This window comes from Leptolyngbya sp. Heron Island J (genome assembly GCF_000482245.1).
Taxonomy (GTDB): Bacteria; Cyanobacteriota; Cyanobacteriia; order Phormidesmidales; family Phormidesmidaceae; genus Leptothoe.
Genome location: NZ_AWNH01000112.1, coordinates 136,010 through 153,885, shown reverse-complemented (window position 1 = coordinate 153,885; position 17,876 = coordinate 136,010). Strand labels below are relative to the sequence as shown.

Genomic DNA, 17,876 nt, shown 5'->3' with positions numbered 1-17,876 from the left:
TCACTACCGTTCCGTATTTAAGGCTTGCTCAATCCGGCGACTGCCCAGGGACATGGCGTAGCAGAAGAACCAATAGAGTAGGGCAATAAAGAGATACGCTTCAGCATAATCGCCTAAATAATTAGGGTTGGCCAAAATACTATTGCTGATTCCTAATAGCTCAACTAGACCGACAATTCCTAATAATGTCGTGTCCTGGAAGAGACTGATAAACTGGCCTACAATTGCCGGAATTGCAGTTTTTAGGGCCTGGGGTAGCACAATCAGAGCCAGGGTCAGCGGATTATTAAGCCCCAAGGATGCCGCTGCTTCAAACTGACCACGGGGAATGGCCTGTAACCCGGCGCGGACATTCTCTGCCAAATAGGCTGAACTAAATAGGGTCAGACCGACAATAGCTCGAACAATGTTATCGGGGCGGACACCTTCAGGTAAAAACAACGGAATCATTACCTGACCCATAAACAAAATGGAAATCAGGGGTACCCCGCGAATCAGTTCGATATAGGCTACTGATAATCCCTTGATAATCGGTAAATTGCTGCGGCGACCCAGGGCCATCAATACACCAATCGGAAAGCATAGAGCGATACCGGTAATGGCCAGAAACAGCGTCAGAGTTAGACCTCCCCAGTTGTTAGTGCCAATGGGCGGCAGTCCAAAAAAGCCGCCGACTGTGTCAGGGATAACGGTGAGGACAAAAAAGGTGAGGCCAAACGCAACTGCCACCAGCACAAACGTAGTTAGCGTCCGACGTTCTGCCAAAATCGGCACCAACAGAGATACAAAGGCAATGTAGACGATGTAGGTGAAGACTTTGAGAAACAGTGGAATATTTAGAAAGCCAAAAATCGGTAAGAACAGAGCAATACTGCCAGCAAACCATAGAACCCGCATTAACCAGATTCCGAAGAAGTTATGACTGACGGTATCGACAACTGAGAAGTTGGCTAACAACTTTAGAACGACGGATGCCAGCCAGATGCTCAGCGCCAGGGCCGCTACTAAGAAGATCAGACTGTTGCGCAGATCGCCGCCAGCCAGAATCAATAGCGAAATGGCATAGACTAAAAACCAACCTGCCGACAAAAATTGGCTAAGCTGAAGCTGGCGCTTTCCTAAGAGTTTGCCCACCCAGGCACAGGCTAGAACTAACGCTAAGAGGCCAATCAAAACCGGCGATGACGCGCGGGTTAGGGGAAAGATAATGGCTCCGGCACAGAGGGCCGCTACTGTGATCAGGACATTGCGACCAAATAGCGTTGCCTGATTGCGGACCAGCAGCCCCCAGGTGATTCCACCCATGGCTACATTGACCCCTAAGATGGTCCAAATGCGGTAGTATCGCTCCGATGGATAGAGCCCTGACATAAATAGGGCTAAGTTATTGGGCACGACGGCCCACTCAGCCAGGCGAAATGCCCAGTTGAGCATACCCCAAACGGCGGCTAATAAGATACTGCCCAGGACAACTGTTAGCAGGGCGTTGTACCAAGTGTTAAATAGATGTTTACGTAACCAGGCAACAGGCCCAGCCTGGGCGATAGGTGGCGGGCTTGACTCCTCGACTACTAAAGGTGACTGGGGAGATGTTGTTGTCATCGCCTCTACCGCTCCTTAAACTGCACAGCACTGTTGAGTTGGTTCATGTTCACTGAAATCAAGAGGTTGATGACTAAGTAAGTGGCCATCATCAGTAGAAATACTTCCACAGGTCGACCGGTCTGGTTAAAGGTGGTGTTGGCAATTGAGTACAGATCGGGATAGCCGATGGCCAAGGCTAAACTGGAGTTTTTAGCCAGGTTCATAAATTCACTGTTGAGTGGTGGAATAATCACTCGCAGTGCCTGGGGGAATACCACCATGCGCATGGCCAATCCCGAAGATAGCCCTAAAGAGCGGGCGGCTTCCCACTGTCCCTGAGAAACAGATTGAATCCCTGCTCGCACAATTTCTGCAATAAAGGCTCCGGTGTAAAAGGTCAGGCCGGTCACAATGGCAGCATATTCTAATGAGAGTCTGAGGCCACCAGTAACACCACCGGTAAAAGCACCTTCATCGTTCATACCGGCAACGGGGGCTTCCCAACCTAGAGCAAATAGAACAATAAGGATGCCGAATAGGATGAGGGCTGCGATCGCAAGCAGCTGCGGCTTACCAGACTGCCCCTGTTCCACAATCAGCTGCGTCCGCCAGCGGCTTAGCAACACGAGTGGCAACAGCAATACCAACAGCACAATTACCCACAATCCCTGAGGGTTGGAAATCAGAGCCGGCAAGGCCCCTTTAAAGTAAATTCCTGCCTCTGTACTCCAATTAAAGAGTAAGAAAAACTCAGCAATCAATAGCACAGGAATCAAGGCAATGCTCACCCCATAATTCAGCAGTGCCCCCAGACCACCCCGATATTGGCCACTTCGAATGACATTAATGGAGCGAATAAACAACCCAATCAACAATAGCGACACTGCTAACAAGATCAGCCCGTTCCATGTGGCCGGCGTAAAGGAAGGCCCTGGGAGATAAATGCCCTTCTTACTTAGAATCAACCAGCTAGCGTCGCTGTTGGGAAAGACAAACGGGCTCCTGGGTGCAGGAAAGCTAAAGAAAACGGCCAAATACCAGAAAAATAACTGTAGCAAAAGCGGGACGTTACGTACCAGCCCCACATAGGCGCGACTCAGCTTATACAGCAGCCAATTATCCGAGAAACTGGCCACCCCGGCTGTAATCCCCACGCTAGTGGCCAGGATCACCCCTACGATCATCACTCGCAGGGAATTGACGATGCCTGCCTGAATCGCCTTGCTATAAGCATCTTGAGCCCGATAATCTAACAGGCTTTCACCAATGGCAAAACCAGCTGGATTCCCGAGGAAACCAAAGCCAAACTGAGTCCCTCTGTTCAGCATATTGTCATTGAGCGTAGCTGAGAAATGCCAGAGCAAATTGACTACGAACAACAGAATCAGCCCCTGGAAAGCGATTTTCCAAAAGCGCTCGTCCCGCAGCAGGGATTGAATACCAGAAATCGGACTGTTACTTCGACTGGCCATAACACAGGAAGATTTAGAAGCTTAACACCAGCAGATTTGAACCACATTTAAGCGTAAACGTAGAGTCCTGCTAGAAAAAACATAGACAGATTAGTCTAATTATCATAGAAGGATGACGATCGGAGATTCTAGCCTTTTTAGTCCAGGCTGTAGAAACTGTTAGTAAACGTAATGTAATTCTCTCAGCGCCGCAGTACGATGGGCTACCGTGAACCCACGTCAAACCCATTTCATTGAAAAAAAGGGACCTGATAGGTCCCTTCAAATCAGTCAATGGTGTACGTCAATCAACACCATCAACAATGGATATTTTTAAGCACAGTTAGCTTTAGCGGAAAGGAGGTGCGTACATCAAACCACCATCGGTCCAAAGCGCATTCTGACCGCGATCGAGTTCAAACTGAGACTCTTTACCCAGGTTGCGCTCAAACACCTCGCCATAGTTACCCACGTGCTTAATGGCACGTAGCATAAAGTCATTGGGCAGCCCCATATCCGTGCCTAGCGTGCCCTCAGCACCAACAAAGCGTAGGACATTGGGATCTTCACTGTTGACAGCCTCTTCAACGTTCTCTGCAGTGAGCCCAAACTCTTCAGCCTGAATTAGACCGTAGGTTACCCACTTAACAGTATCAAACCAGGCAGAGTCGTTGTTGATGGTAACCGGTCCCAAGGGCTCCTTAGACATGGTGACGTCCAGAAGCACATGGGCTTCGGGCTCGCTTAGGGTGCTGCGGCGAGCAATTAGCTGAGATTTATCAGAGGTAAAGCCTTCGCAACGACCTTCGTCATAAGCTGCATAACCAGCATCTGCATCCTGGAAGACAACGGGCTCAAAGCTAACGCCGCGCTGACGGAACTGGTCAGTCAAGTTCAACTCAGTTGTTGTACCAGTCTCAACACAGATGGATAGACCTTCCATATCCTCTAAGGTCTCAACTCCGCTATCAGCCCGCACCAGCATACCCTGGCCATCGTAGAACGTGGTTGGAGCAAACTCCATACCAACAGAGGTGTCACGGCTAATGGTCCACGTGGTGTTACGGGAAAGCATATCCACCTCGCCACCCTTGAGGGCCTCAAATCGCTCAGTGGAGTCTAACCGGCGATACTCAACTGCGTCAGGATCGTCAAATAACGCTGCTGCTACCGCTCTACAGACATCTACATCAAGACCAGAGTAGGTACCACTCTCGTCAACAAAGCTAAATCCAGGAATACCACCGTCAACACCGCAGTTTAGGGTGCCGCGACTAAGAACGGTTTCTAAACGACCACCCCCGCTAACAGCGCTGGTAACTGTATCAACCGCATCACCAGCAGCATCAGTAGCCGTATCAACCGCATCTTGAGCACCACCGCACGCAGCCAGTGGCAGAGCAACAGCCAGAAACGCTGCTAATGAAAGACCCCTTTTTGCCATAGTTACCTCACACACTCCATTGAGATAGATCAAGACAGCTCAGCTGTAAAACCAAGAACACACCCTACGGTTAGACCGTCAAACGACGGTTCAAACCACAGCTGGATATCCTAGGCTGAAATTTTTATGCATTCTAAGACGATATGTTATCGTCTGCCAGGAATTAATACGTATAATACGCGGCAATTATGGCAAGAATATGTGGCTCCTAGGAATTGATTTTGCTGAGATAGCTGCCCTTTGTATCAGAGAATACCACCTTGCAGCTTAGGTAAATTTTAAGACGCGCTTGACTAATACTACTGACTCGATTGAAATCATTAAAGACGGTACTTGAGACAGATTGTCAACAGTAGATTTCTGGACATTGACTCGATCAACCCGCAAGCTGACGTTATTTGCTTTGGGCAATGTCCCGAATTAAAGGGAGTTTGGTGCGAATGTAGCGATTAACCTGAGTGAGTTCAACTGTATCTAACGGAGACTGATAACACAGTTGCTCGACTACCCAGCTAGCAAGTCCCTGATCGTCTAGGCTGAGGATGTGGCTGCTATGGGCAGCCTCAATCACGGACCACAGTTGACGAAGCAGAAAAGGAGACATGTAATTTTAATATTATTTTAACATTCTCATTTCTATTATCCCTACTACGTGCCGAAGTAGATGTTTATTTTTGACAAGTTTTCTCAAGGATGCAATTGCTTGAGTCAGAGTAGGTTCCTGTAATGAGACTGCTTTGTATCAGCAATGGCCATGGTGAGGATTTGATTGCCATCAAAGTTTTGCAGGCCCTCCAAGGCATATTGCCAACTTTGCAAATGGCGGCTTTACCGATTGTGGGTGAGGGGCGACAGTACCAAAAACTGGGTATTGAGATTATTGGACCGACCAAGCAAATGCCGTCCGGTGGATTTATCTACATGGATGGTCAGCAGCTGGCGCGTGATTTGCAGGGGGGACTGCTACAGCTGACTATTGCTCAGCTACAGGCGATGAAGCAATGGTTAGGGGCAGACGATGTGGTCCTGGCGGTAGGGGATATTGTGCCCTTATTGTTTGGCTGGTTAAGCCGTCGTGCCTATGGATTTGTGGGGACGGCTAAATCTGAATACTATGTGCGGGACGAACAGGGTCAATGCTTTGAACGATCCACCCTGTTGGACGTGGTGGATTTTCAGCGGACCTGTGTTTATATGCCTTGGGAACGCTGGTTAATGAAACGCAGCGTCTGTGTGTTTCCCCGTGATGGCATAACAACGCACCGACTGCGGCGCTGGTCCGTGGATGCCTATGATGCGGGTAACCCGATGATGGATGGGTTTTCGATCCCCACCAGCCACCTGTTAAAGCCACAAGCGTTGACGGTGCTTCTATTGCCAGGGTCGCGCGCGCCAGAAGCCTATGAAAACTGGCACAGGCTGTTGCAGGGGGCTGATGACATTGTTGACCATAGCCATACACTGGTCACGTTTCTGACGGCGGCGGCTCCGGGGCTAGAGCTGGAAAAACTCACAACGGAATTAAGCCGCTACGGCTGGCAGGTGAAGGCAGAGGGACAGCAGCAGTATCAAAAACAGGGGCATCGGTTGCTCATTGATCAGGGCTCGTTTGCGGAGTATGCGCATCGAGCTAGTGTTGCGATCGCAACCGCCGGAACTGCCACTGAGCAGTTTGTGGGCTTGGGTAAACCCGTGTTGAGTCTACCGGGCAACGGCCCCCAATTCACCGTCAGTTTTGCCCAGGCCCAGGCCCGGCATCTTGGCCCATCGGTAACGCTGGTACATCAGCCCCATCAGATTTATCAGGCCCTGACCACCCTGATGAATGACCCCGAACGTCAGGCAACCATTTATAAAAATGGACTGTATCGCATGGGACCGCCGGGGGCCGGACAGCGCATTGCTAAAATTTTGGCCAAAACGCTGTTAGCCCAGGGTTGAGTTGAGTTGTGAAGAAAATTAAACCTGACCGAGTACGATACTGGCTGGGGCTTTTGCCTTCAAATACTCGGTATTCACCCCCGATTCACGGGTGAGGGCAATTTTGCCAGTGCGAGCAATTTCACGCACTCCAAAGCGGTCTAAGACCTGAACAATCGCCACCATTTTTCCGGGATCGCCCACCACTTCGATGGTGAGCGAATCATCGGAAACATCTACCACTCGGGCTCGGAAAATTTGGGCAAAGTTAATGATCTCTGACCGGGTGTTGCTGTTGGCATTAACTTTAAGCAACATCAGCTCACGCTCAACACAGGGTTTCTCAGTGATGTCATTGACCTTTAGTACGTTGATTAGCTTGTAAAGCTGTTTGGTCAACTGTTCAATCACGCTGTCATCACCAGGCACCACCATCGTGATCCGAGAAACCCCCGTCTGCTCAGCCGGACCAACGGCCAAGCTCTCGATGTTAAAGCCACGACGGGCAAACAATCCAGCAATTCGAGAAAGGACACCTGCTTCGTCTTCTACCAAAACAGAAAGGGTATGTTTCATGGGAGGAACAGTGATGGATGGCCCATTATTCTATCTAGAAAACTGGCCTCTGCCATAACTATTTGCATAGAACCCTGACTGCCAATCGAAGTCGTTGGCAGGTGCTTTATTTGAGCCGACATCCATACCCTACTGAGGCAATCTAAACCATTTACGACCAGAAGCGGGAGGACTCACCAATACCATCCCGAAAGTTAGCCTGGGCGAAGAATTTTTTATACAAGCAGTTAAACAACTAATAACAGATTACTAAAGCGTTCATCCACTCCTTTGGGAAGCAGCACAGAGCCATGGGCAAGCACATATTGTTAATTGGGGTGAGTGTGGGGGAACTGGCCGAGGCTTATGCTGAGCAATCACCTGCGATCGCAAACATTGCCGCCCTCAAACATGCTCTACTGACTGAAGTCGATGCCCTGCGTGAGGATCAAGTCACCACTCTAATCAACCCCAACCTGCGGCAAATGCGCCATGCCATTGCCCTGACGACCTATCGGTGTCGTCACCATGAGCTATGTCTGATTTATTACACTGGCTGCGGTGTGATTGATGCTCGGACTGGGACATTTTATCTGCCTGCAAACGACACACGTCTGGATGCCATTACCACTACCGCTATTTCCAGTGACTATATTCGCCAGGCGCTGCCTTCCATCCAACAGGGGCTGAGTCGAGTCATGGTTCTAGACTGCATGTGGGGAGCATTGCCACAGTTGGACAGGGCACCCATAGCAGCAGACATGACTATGGAAGCGGAGCCCAAAAATCGCCTGGCGGTGGCCCAGCTGGCGGACTGTAACTGCGCCCTGTTTACCGCCCTGGGCAGTCACACCCAGCCCTGGCCCATGACCGACGTGGAGCTGTCACTTTATACCCAATGTTTGATTGAAGGACTAACGACCGGGCTAGCCGACATTGATGCCGATGGGGAAATTTCGGTGAATGACCTGCAGGCTTACATGGCTCAAGCATTGGCTGCAACGGATCGAGACATTTTTCCGATTGCTCGCTTTGGGCAACACACTGACAATTCGGAGGCAGATCTCCTGCTACGGGTGCCGCCCTACTCCCCCGCGCGCGAATATCGTCGCACCGTTGAGAACTATGCCCATCGCCATCGGGGCCAGATTCTGCCCCATGAGCGTAATGTCTTAGATTTTTTGCGGTTTCAGTTGGGTATTACTCCCCACGAAAGTCAGGTAATTGAAGCCGAGGTGCTGGCTCCCTATGCGGACCATCAGCAGAATTGCGATCGCTACCGCCATGCCCTCACCGCAGCCCTGGAGCTAGAAACTCCCCTGGGAACGTCATTAAAAAAGTGGTTGCGCCACCTCCAGAGTGAACTCTCGCTTAGCTACGAAGACGTGTCTGCCATTGAGACCCAACTGATCAACCCCACCCACGACCATCTGCAAGCATTACCCCAATGGTTACCCCCGGTTGATCAGCCCCAGCTACCGGCCAGCGCCTTAAACCCCAACGGCAGCATCGATGGCTCCCACTATCGCTAAACCAAGCGCTACTCTAAACCAGTTTTTTAACTAGCACGCCCCATGGGCAAACTAGGCACGTTAGTTGCGCCGATTGACTATTGCCGATTAGCAGATAATCCGGTAGCGTCTTTGGCATGATCGTCAGCGGCTTAATGTTAGCGGCCCTATTTGCCCATGCAGTCAACCCCTTCCTACACTCAGGCTCCCTGGGTCCAAAATATCTTCAAGGTACTTAACCTGCGTACAGGTGAAGGTCATCGAACGCTGTTACTGTTTGTTTTTTATACCCTCATGTCCATGGGCATCATGTGGCTTGAGGTGAGTTCAGCCGCGTTGTTTCTCAATCAGTATGGCGCAGACAGACTACCGCTAATTTATCTATTTACTGCCCTAGTGGGTGTGAGTTTGGGCAGCATTTATTCCTGGCTTCAGCGGCTGATGCCGCTGCGTCAGGTGATTGTGCTCATTGCTTTGCTGATGACCCTGCCTATTTTTCTGTTTCGGATTGGGCTGAGTGTGGCCCTATGGGCACCGCTAACGATTTTTGCCATGCGGCTGTGGATGGAGGCGATTACCAACCTGAATGAACTGAATTTGTCGGTACTAGCCAACCAGCTATTTAACATCCGTGAACTTAAACGCACCTTCCCGTTGGTGAGCAGCGGTAACCTGGTGGCTGATGTCCTGAGCGGGTTTACCTTATTTGCCCTGCTTAGTTTTTTAGATGTTCAAAATGTTATCTACCTGGTGCTGGGCATCATGTTGGTGGCCACGGGAGTGTTGTTTTATATCAGCAGCACCTACGAACATGCTTTTCCCGATTCAAAGCGACGTACGGTTGAAGTTTCCAATGCCAACTTTTCCGCCAGACGGCTGCGTAAGCTGATTCGGCGCTACGTGTTGCTGTTACTAAGCTTCTTTATCATTGCCCAGATGTTGCTGTACCTGGTGGAATACCAATATCTCCATCAGCTGACAATTCGGAATTTTAGCGTTGACGACATGGCTAGGTTCCTCGGCATCTTTACCGGGGTATTGGGATTGATAGAGCTCATCACCCAGCTATTTACCTCCAGTCGTCTGATTGAGCGCTTGGGATTATTTGTTACAGCCGGTCTGTTGCCCTCTCTTTTGGGGGTCTTAAGCAGCCTCTGTCTGGGGGTCAGTCTGGTGCCTGCTTTGATGAATGTAAATGGGTTGTTTATCGGGCTGGTCGTCCTTAAGTTTATTGATGAATGGCTGCGCTATACCGTTGTTGCTAGTGCCCGCCCGGTCTTATTTCAGCCGGTGCCGGCCCAGCGCCGGGCCAGGGTACAGTCCCTGGTAGGCGTAGCAGAATCCCTGGCAATTGGCGTAGTCGGTGTGGGCATTTTGCTGATTATGGCTTTGGCGGATCGCATTAGCTGGATACCCAAGAACAGCATCTTTTTGGTAATCACCCTGGGGCTGTCTTTGCTGTGGTTGGGGAGTATCTTTTTGTTGCGATCGCAATACCTCAACCTGCTGGTACTAACAGCTGAGCGGGGGCTGTTAAGCTTTTCCGATGCCAGTTTACGGGTGTTAAAGCAGGCCATTATTGAGGCTTTAGATAAACCCGGTCCCGAAGCCGACAAACGCTCCCTAATCGAGCTATTGACCCAAATTGAGCCCCGCAGCATTAGTGAAGTGCTCGCACCAATGTTGAGTGAACTCTCCCCCAGTTTGCAGCAGCAAAGTTTGGAAACCATGCTGGTCTATACAGACTCCACCTTTACCGACTATGTGGATGCCCTAATTTTTCCAGCCCAAGAGCCGTCAATTTTGGCCTTGGCACTGCGCTATGTCTGGCGTACCCAGGAAAATGCAGATGTGAGCAAGCTCAAACCTTATCTCAAACGTAGTGTTGATCCAGTGGTGCGGGGCACTGCAGCCTCGATCATGCTCAAACATGGCAGCCTTGAAGAACGGGCACGGGCGACGTATATTTTGCGGCAGATGCTTACCCATCGGGAAGAAAGAGAACGGGTGATGGGCTGTCGTGCGCTCGGTGAAGCTGAGTATATGCAGGGGTTACGGCTGCATGTGCCAAAGCTGTTGCAGGACGATTCGCTAAGGGTACGGCGGTCAATGTTAGGCGCGATCGCAGCTACCCAGTTAGAAGAACACTATCCATCCTTACTCAAGGCCCTCACCTATAAGTCCACCCGCGAAGCAGCCATGCAGGCCCTGGTAAATCTGGGGGACGATGCCCTGCCCAGGCTGACTAAACTGGCGAACGATCCCTATCAGCCTGATACCCTACGGCACCAGTGCTGGACAGTGATGGGCCGCATCGGCACCCTCAATGCCTTGAATTTGATGGCGGCTAACCTGATGACAGCCTGGGGCACTCCCCGTCGTTGGATCTTACGCATCTTATTAAAACTCTCAGATGAACAAAATCTGCGTCGTTCATCCGACATTGACCTGGCCCTTGATAGCCTGGGTCGCCAGGGCGTGGAAACCCTGCTCAACCAGGAATTAAAGTTCATTGGTCAGCTCTACAGCGGTCTGATTGATTGCTCACCCGATAAGGCTCCAGGGGAAGTCTTTGATTGGCTGCGTCGAGCTATACAAGATATGAAAACCGACGCCATGGCCCGGATACTGTTGCTGATGCGATTTCTCTATCCGTCGTCTACCATTCAAGCGGCGGAACTGAGTTTAGGTGGCTCAGCTGCGAGTCGAGCTAGGGGATTAGAGATTTTAGACAACACTTTAGATATCCCAGCTAAACGAGCGATTCTGACCTTATTTGATCAGCCCAGCGAGGCGGCTATTCTCACGGCGCTAAAGCCGTTGATTGCTTATCAACCCATGCCTCCGCAACAACGCTTAGGTTGTCTAATTGAGCTCAGACATTTTCTATCAGATTGGGCATTAGCCTGCTGCTTTCATGTCGCCCGTACTGAACATTGGGGCATCAAAGGTGACCATGTGATGGCATCCCTACGTCACCCAGTGGGATTTGTACGAGAGGCTGTTTTAAGCTACCTGGATATGGCCTCACCACGGATTTTAGGACGGGTCTTATCTGGTATGGAAAAAGATCCCGATCCCCTGGTGGCAGCTCAGGTAGACAGAATGATGGCTAAGCATGTGATAGCGAAATAAAGCAATCGCCCCAGGGTGGGTATGTTTGATATAGATTTAGTAATTTCCTCTGTGGATGTACTGAGGAAGATTGCATCGGCTTCAGCAGGGGGGTAAACTGCCATAACCAGATGATAGGGGCTGTTTCCAGGGGGCCTCTGGCACTGTGTGGTGAATGAATGACGATTACTATTGCTCTAAACCAGGCTCACTATGCTCACCAGCGTTGATCGTTTATTGTTCGTACGGGCTGTTCCCATCTTTACAGAGCTGCGGGACGACTTTTTGGTGCGGCTAGCGTCGATTATGGATGAGCTATCGTTTCCGGCAAACCATCGGATTTTTCGGGAGGGGGAAGAGGGAAACTCACTCTATATCGTGGTATCGGGACAAGTCAGGGTACATTTGCGATCGCAAGACCTGACGACTCTGGATAAGGGAACCTGTTTTGGTGAGATGTCCTTGTTTGATGCCGAACCCCGGTCAGCTTCGGTCACCACCATCAGCGCCTGTGATTGTCTGGTCCTGACTCAGCAGCAGCTGTATGAGGCCATTGATGAAACCCCTGGCATCGCGGTCAATATTATTAAATTGCTGTCGCGCCGCATTCGTGAAATTAATAAAGAGCGTAATCGACAGCCTAGCAACCAGACCACAAAAGTCTCACCGATCTTGCAGGATGCTTTGCAAGAATTGCCCAGCACTCAGACGAGTCGTCCTGCTACAAGCGCTCGTGTAGCAGGACGGCGCTCTTCCAAGCCTCAGGAAACAATCACTCGTTATGAAAGCCCGTGGCCCTATTGATGGGGTTATGGGTTAATTTGCTGTACCAAATTACGATAGAAACTTGAGAGTCAGGCGTTGAAGCATGAATTCTAAATATGGTAAGTGGCTACGCTTGGTAGGGATTGCGATCGCAACCATTCTAATTATCTGGGTCATTCAGCGCTACGGGATCAGCCAGCTTCACGCCAACGTTGAAAACCTGGGGGTTTGGGCACCACTAGTCTTATTTTTTCTACGCTTCACCAGCGTCATTATCCCTGCCCTACCCGGCACCGCCTACTCCATACTTGCGGGGGGACTACTCGGATTCTCCCAGGGACTGCTGGTTATTTGTATTGCCGACCTGTGCTCCTGTAGTCTCAGCTTTTTTCTGTCACGACAGTTTGGACGTAGCTTTGTTAAACGGTTAGTCGGTGAGAAATTTATTACCCGCGTTGACACCCTCAGTCAAAAACATCTAGAACGCAACTTTTTCTTGATGACTGCCTTTTTAATGACAGGCTTTTTTGATTTTGTTGCTTACGCCATTGGTCTCACCCAGGCATCCTGGCTGTGTTTTATACCAGCGCTTGCACTCAGCATACTCATCTCCAATCCACCGATCGTCGCCTTGGGAGCCGGTCTACTCGCTGGTGGCAAACTGCTCCTAGCATTTGCAATGTTAGGAGCTTTTGCCCTGGCGTTGTTAACAGGTTTCCTCCAGCGCAAACAACCTATTGCTTAACCAATAGCCCCAAAGACATGGGGTCTAAAGGAGATATTTCCCCATGAGACACCCATTCCTTGGAATTGGAGCACTAGCGTTTAGCAGCTTATCCGACAGTGACCGTTTGACGACTCCACTGTTGGTTTAGACGACTGCTCAAATCAGCTTGTTGCTCCGGAGAACCCGCCAGCAAAACAGTTACCGCACCCGCTTGAACAGTTCCCCAGTTGACTAATACAACACCTGTTTTAGTCACTGGATCAAATTCAAGTCCCTCCAGATTTAAATCCGCCAGTTGTCGGCAGTCCGTATGCAACGTTTCGCTACACCACCCAGGCACTCCTAGTCGCTCCGCAATTCCCGTCGGATATGAAGAACCGTTATACCGTGGATTACACTCAATCGCCAGATATACGACACCCGCTGGAGTCTCTACCACAGCAACATCAAACCCAAAGGTTCCTTTCATCCCAGCCGCATACATCCACTGAGCCATCGGTTCTACCACATGCCATGGTTGATGTGATGTCGGATAGCGATTACCACCATGGACACAGCCATCCAAAATTTGTTCAGACACTAAAGCCCGCTCTAACCCTTGAGACGTAACTCGATACTGAAGATTAAGAAATGCCGATGCCTGTATCTCTGCCTGTACTTGGAAGGGCTTATCCTTCGGAAACTGCTCTATAGCCTCTAGGAGTTCCGCAGAATTTTCACATCGAAAAATACCCACACCGTGGTCTGAAACAGCGAGTTTGACATAACAGGGATAGGGAAATGCCTCAAGATTTCCCAGTTCAGCACGATTACTAAAGCACTCAGTTAACGGAACAGAGACCCCCAGCTCATGAGCTAATTTCACAAAGTTGTTTTTAGAATTCATATACTGAACAACTTTGTACCAAGCGCTATCTAACTGCTGTAAAACCCTTGCGCAGCTTTGGTCATGCTCAAACGCATGACCAAAGAAATAAACTGATACCTCATCAGGAGATTGTTGCGCTAACTCCGTAAAATCAATCTGCCAAATAATATCGTGACTATGAGCTAAACCGATACGAGCATAGTGTTCTCTCAAACATGGCCAATCTAGAGCCAAGTCTGGGTGCAGTTGAACTTTATCCCCTGGAGAACTGAGTCCCACAGCCCTACCTGAAAAGAGATGAATCCCCCCACTCGTATCAAGGGTACTCATCATAATGTCATGGTTAAAGATCTTCATTTTCAATTTTTTTAGAGTAATAGTGAACCTAAACAATTAGCTAAAACAATTGCGATTATCCGCTTACGCACTTTCCTAAGCATTCTAGAGAGACAACTTAATTAAGAGACACCGATCTCCAACCACGAAACAGCATGAAATATGCAGCTACATGGGTGCAATACCGAAATATTAAATTAATTGGAGATATTGATACCTCTTTTACTAATTAGCTGCTTCTATCAACAACTAACTAGATATTAATCACCACATCCACAAACGAAAAAGTGTTCTAGAGCAGGGGTTATTCAACCAATTAGACGCTTACAGGTAAGAACTGAGTCCTTTGCAAGTCTCACCTGACACAAAAAACGGAAATATCATGCTTCCATGACAAGAAATTCGTAAAAATGTAAGGTATTACTCCACTTGGCTGACAAAAAATATCTATGTTCGTTCTGATAGATACTTTTTCATAAAAGCATTGTGAGTAAGAATCATGGGCTCTACTAGCAGATCAACCTGAGATAACTGCTGTAGTTTTTAAGGCAAAAGCTAGAAAAATGTAAAAAGGCAAGACATATCCCTGATACGATATCTTGCCCCTGTCACAAATTTGAGTGAGTCAAGACTGAGAAAAATTAAAAGCTGCTTTCAGACAACAGACTACGATTGGACTGACATATGCACAGTCAACCCTGCCCTACTGAGTAATTGAATGAGATCCTCTACTGAAAATCGACTAATTTCACCATTGATCAAGTTTTGCATGCGAGGTGAAGACTGACGGAAGGCGTGAGCCGCTTCATCCAAGGTCCATTGCCTTTGTTCAATGTACCGCTGTAATGCAAGCATCAGCTCCGTTCTAATTCGCAAGCTTTCTAACTCAGCTATGTCCTGCTCTAAAGTGGAATATTCCCAGGTAGGAAAACCACTTATTCCTAAGTCTTGAAGCGAATTCATAATTAGTTATCAGATTTGCTGACTTTGGCCACTACATTATGCGATACTTCTGTAGCAAAAGTGACCAAATTATAGGTGCAGCTGACTGCGTGCATTTGATAATAATGGGTTCTAGGTCATCTTAAATTTTATTAAGTCATGTCAGAAGATTTCTCTCTCATTATCCATGGCGGCGCTGGAGCTTTGGAGCAGATTAAGCGTGAGGGGAATGAAACTGATTTTGTAAAGAGTATCCACGGCATTTTAGAAGGTGGGCGCGATATCTTGTCTGCCGGTGGCAGTGCCTTGGATGCAGTAGAACACTGTGCCATTCAACTTGAGGACGACCCACTTTACAACGCTGGTCGCGGGTCTGTGCTGAATGAATACGGTGAAGTAGAAATGGACGCCGCCATTATGGACGGACAAACTTTTCAAGCGGGCGCTGTCGCTGGGCTCACTGCAATTAAAAATCCAACACTTTTGGCTCGTAAGGTATTGGAGAAAAGTGAGCATGTCATGTTGATTGGCAAAGGTGCCCGCGAGTTTGCTAAATTTTGCGGCCTACCCCGTATGTCCAATGACTACTTTGTTGTCGATTCTCGCATTCGTCAATGGCGTGAGGCACAAAAAGTCGGTAGGATGATGCTAGATCATGAGGCAGCAAAACCGAGTCAAAAGCTAGGTACGATTGGAGCTGTTGCGCGCGATTGTGCTGGCAATCTTGCCGCCGCCACATCTACCGGAGGGATTGTCAATAAACGCTGGGGCCGAGTAGGTGACAGTCCTATTGTTGGAGCCGGTGTCTTTGCCGATAATGAAACCTGCGCCGTCTCTGCAACGGGGTATGGAGAACAATTTCAACGCACAGTGTTGTGCAAGATGATTGCAGATTTTGTTTATTTTCAAAATATGGACGCTCAGGCAGCTGCCCTGGCTGGAATTGATTATTTAGTCAAGAAAGTTCAAGGCCTGGGGGGAGTTATTGTTATTGACCGTAATGGCAAATGCGCTGTCGGCCATTCTACATCTGGTCTGATCTACGGCTGGATCGAGCATGGTGGTGAATCCCTATGTAAGCTAGCTTAAATAAGCCATGTTAGGGAATGTAGCAAAATGACCATCGCCATTCCCTATAGGGTCTATGTAGACCGTTGTGGCTAAGAACAGATCGTGCCACTGTTGTTCCCCAGTGAGACAATACAGTTCTGCAGTTGCTAGCCAGATCGGATGCCCAGCAGATTCAATACCACCGGGAATGCCTCCATCCTCGGTTTGCAGTCTCCGGAAAACATCCAGTCCCCACAGGGCCTCATCCAAAATATCGGGTAACCCATTGTTGGATTCAGGAATATCTAGATTGACCGCTTCAAAGTAATCTCCATGAAGTTCGACTAGTTCTAAAAAGGAACGAGAGACATCCAAGTGCTGAATACGACGATCCCAATCCCCAGCATCCATCCAACCGCCCCATCCATCGGGTACAATTTCATCGGTACGCGTAGCTTGTAACGCCTCAAAGACACCCAAATCACCATTGAGGCCCATACTGGTATCCATCAGGGCCACGGTGGATTGATAAATGCCAACACCATCTTCAGGATGGCAGGGCCGGGGACGCTCGTAGTGAGTATAGGGCTGATCTAGCTCAATACCACTCCGTTGGTGGTACATCCCTCGGGCAGACATGTAGAATGCATCCCGCCAGGTATTCTCTCCGATTTCAAACTCATCGGATGTGCCTACACCGTCAACATAAACCGCATACTGACCAGGAACATTAAAGTCACTGAAATCCATCATTAAGACATCAGTCTGGCTATAATTTCTGCCCAAGAAATCTTCTGGTTCATCTGTCAATTTTGACAAGGTGGTTTGTCCTGCAGAGACTTTCTCACCGGTGGTGACATCAATTAACCAGAAAGTTTTATCAGATGTATAGTCAAGGCCGCCACCATTACCCATCCATGTGGAGAGAAAAGTAACTTTTGCAGAGTCGTCAGGGTCAAAGCCAAGATGGGAGACATGAACCGCTTCGCTACGAGTTGTTTCAGGTTCATGGACAAACTCAGTATCCTCTAAAACATCACCGGAAAAATTTAACTGTAGGAGAGACCTATCAGTTCAATCTTTTGGTAGCTCAATGTAAACAAAGTGATCCATTGGCCACTCAAACTCACACACACTTGTATGGGCCATATCGTCAATCTTGTATGGGCCATATCGTCAATTTTGTTCTTGCGATAAACATTGGTGGGGGTAATTGTGGTACCGTCAGCAGCAACAAATTGTTAATGTTGTCTGCCCACGCTGTATCCAATTCAGGGCCAACATATCGCTCTTTAATGACTCTGGCAGTATAAAAAGAGACTCAAGGAGACTGCGAAACTAAGACATGGCTTCCTCTGCTAAACGCATTCAACTATCTTGACTATATTTGCCGTTGCTGATTTATAAGATGAACCGATTGATTAGAAACGCCATACAACAATATCTTTGAGCGAAAATCATAGTTCGGATCAGCAATGGCCTATATTTTATACAGTGTTCGTAGTGATTAATAGCACGCTAATAACTGTAGGCTCTGGCTACAGCTGGCACGCAGATTTTTCCAAAACTTGAACCTAATATCAGAGGGTAAAACAACTCAGTTGTAATA

13 protein-coding genes and 1 pseudogene are annotated in these 17,876 nt (G+C 48.8%); 6 read left to right on the top strand and 8 right to left on the bottom strand.

Annotated features, from left to right (window positions below):
• Positions 1–3: 3 nt before the first annotated feature.
• From N836_RS77775 to N836_RS69410, 4 genes are all read right to left on the bottom strand, one after another.
• Complete coding sequence (locus N836_RS77775) at positions 4–1,602, bottom strand: ABC transporter permease subunit (RefSeq protein WP_023076489.1); 1,599 nt, start codon at positions 1,600–1,602, stop codon at positions 4–6.
• A gap of 5 nt (positions 1,603–1,607) precedes the next feature.
• The gene (locus N836_RS69420; protein WP_023076488.1) at positions 1,608–3,056 is read right to left on the bottom strand and encodes an amino acid ABC transporter permease; all 1,449 of its coding nucleotides are present in this window, start codon (positions 3,054–3,056) and stop codon (positions 1,608–1,610) included.
• Positions 3,057–3,384: 328 nt separating this feature from the next.
• Complete coding sequence (locus N836_RS69415) at positions 3,385–4,479, bottom strand: amino acid ABC transporter substrate-binding protein (RefSeq protein WP_023076487.1); 1,095 nt, start codon at positions 4,477–4,479, stop codon at positions 3,385–3,387.
• A 394-nt stretch (positions 4,480–4,873) separates the two neighbouring features.
• Positions 4,874–5,083: a hypothetical protein gene (locus tag N836_RS69410; protein ID WP_023076486.1), complete on the bottom strand. Its 210-nt coding sequence runs from the start codon at positions 5,081–5,083 to the stop codon at positions 4,874–4,876.
• A 122-nt stretch (positions 5,084–5,205) separates the two neighbouring features.
• Between N836_RS69410 and N836_RS69405 the strand changes: the two genes are divergently transcribed.
• Positions 5,206–6,420: a lipid-A-disaccharide synthase-related protein gene (locus N836_RS69405; RefSeq protein WP_023076485.1), complete on the top strand. Its 1,215-nt coding sequence runs from the start codon at positions 5,206–5,208 to the stop codon at positions 6,418–6,420.
• Between the two features lie 18 nt (positions 6,421–6,438).
• Here the strand turns inward: N836_RS69405 and ilvN are convergent, their stop codons facing one another.
• Entirely contained in the window at positions 6,439–6,975 is a 537-nt protein-coding gene (ilvN, locus tag N836_RS69400) for an acetolactate synthase small subunit (RefSeq protein WP_023076484.1), read from the bottom strand.
• Between the two features lie 290 nt (positions 6,976–7,265).
• On the opposite strand from ilvN, the gene N836_RS69395 reads away from it, so the two are divergent.
• From N836_RS69395 to N836_RS69380, 4 genes are all read left to right on the top strand, one after another.
• Entirely contained in the window at positions 7,266–8,486 is a 1,221-nt protein-coding gene (locus N836_RS69395; protein ID WP_023076483.1) for a hypothetical protein, read from the top strand.
• Positions 8,487–8,642: 156 nt separating this feature from the next.
• On the top strand, positions 8,643–11,600 hold the full coding sequence (locus N836_RS69390; protein ID WP_023076482.1) for an MFS transporter: 2,958 nt from the start codon (positions 8,643–8,645) through the stop codon (positions 11,598–11,600).
• Between the two features lie 192 nt (positions 11,601–11,792).
• Positions 11,793–12,383 carry a Crp/Fnr family transcriptional regulator gene (locus N836_RS69385; protein ID WP_023076481.1) on the top strand — a complete coding sequence of 197 codons (591 nt, stop codon included), beginning with the start codon at positions 11,793–11,795 and terminating at the stop codon, positions 12,381–12,383.
• 64 nt (positions 12,384–12,447) lie between these two features.
• Complete coding sequence (locus N836_RS69380; RefSeq protein WP_023076480.1) at positions 12,448–13,089, top strand: TVP38/TMEM64 family protein; 642 nt, start codon at positions 12,448–12,450, stop codon at positions 13,087–13,089.
• A gap of 88 nt (positions 13,090–13,177) precedes the next feature.
• On the opposite strand, the gene N836_RS69375 is transcribed toward N836_RS69380, so the two are convergent.
• Positions 13,178–14,272, bottom strand: a complete 1,095-nt coding sequence (locus N836_RS69375; RefSeq protein WP_235071183.1) for a peptide ligase PGM1-related protein — start codon at positions 14,270–14,272, stop codon at positions 13,178–13,180.
• 669 nt (positions 14,273–14,941) lie between these two features.
• Positions 14,942–15,238, bottom strand: coding sequence for a helix-turn-helix domain-containing protein (locus N836_RS69370; RefSeq protein ID WP_023076478.1), 297 nt, complete (start codon positions 15,236–15,238; stop codon positions 14,942–14,944).
• 138 nt (positions 15,239–15,376) lie between these two features.
• Between N836_RS69370 and N836_RS69365 the strand changes: the two genes are divergently transcribed.
• Complete coding sequence (locus N836_RS69365) at positions 15,377–16,306, top strand: isoaspartyl peptidase/L-asparaginase family protein (protein ID WP_023076477.1); 930 nt, start codon at positions 15,377–15,379, stop codon at positions 16,304–16,306.
• Here N836_RS69365 and N836_RS69360 read toward each other — a convergent pair.
• A pseudogene (locus tag N836_RS69360) lies at positions 16,298–17,245 on the bottom strand (cellulase N-terminal Ig-like domain-containing protein); the annotation flags it as partial. The gene N836_RS69365 and the pseudogene N836_RS69360 overlap by 9 nt on opposite strands.
• Positions 17,246–17,876 lie beyond the last annotated feature (631 nt).

Coding starts and splice junctions, on each gene's coding strand:
- N836_RS69420 (WP_023076488.1), bottom strand. CDS start 3,056: ATGGCCAGTCGAAGTAACAGTCCGATTTCTGGTATTCAATCCCTGCTG.
- N836_RS69370 (WP_023076478.1), bottom strand. CDS start 15,238: ATGAATTCGCTTCAAGACTTAGGAATAAGTGGTTTTCCTACCTGGGAA.
- N836_RS69385 (WP_023076481.1), top strand. CDS start 11,793: ATGCTCACCAGCGTTGATCGTTTATTGTTCGTACGGGCTGTTCCCATC.
- N836_RS69410 (WP_023076486.1), bottom strand. CDS start 5,083: ATGTCTCCTTTTCTGCTTCGTCAACTGTGGTCCGTGATTGAGGCTGCC.
- N836_RS69365 (WP_023076477.1), top strand. CDS start 15,377: ATGTCAGAAGATTTCTCTCTCATTATCCATGGCGGCGCTGGAGCTTTG.
- N836_RS69395 (WP_023076483.1), top strand. CDS start 7,266: ATGGGCAAGCACATATTGTTAATTGGGGTGAGTGTGGGGGAACTGGCC.
- ilvN (WP_023076484.1), bottom strand. CDS start 6,975: ATGAAACATACCCTTTCTGTTTTGGTAGAAGACGAAGCAGGTGTCCTT.
- N836_RS69415 (WP_023076487.1), bottom strand. CDS start 4,479: ATGGCAAAAAGGGGTCTTTCATTAGCAGCGTTTCTGGCTGTTGCTCTG.
- N836_RS69380 (WP_023076480.1), top strand. CDS start 12,448: ATGAATTCTAAATATGGTAAGTGGCTACGCTTGGTAGGGATTGCGATC.
- N836_RS77775 (WP_023076489.1), bottom strand. CDS start 1,602: ATGACAACAACATCTCCCCAGTCACCTTTAGTAGTCGAGGAGTCAAGC.
- N836_RS69405 (WP_023076485.1), top strand. CDS start 5,206: ATGAGACTGCTTTGTATCAGCAATGGCCATGGTGAGGATTTGATTGCC.
- N836_RS69375 (WP_235071183.1), bottom strand. CDS start 14,272: ATGATGAGTACCCTTGATACGAGTGGGGGGATTCATCTCTTTTCAGGT.
- N836_RS69390 (WP_023076482.1), top strand. CDS start 8,643: ATGCAGTCAACCCCTTCCTACACTCAGGCTCCCTGGGTCCAAAATATC.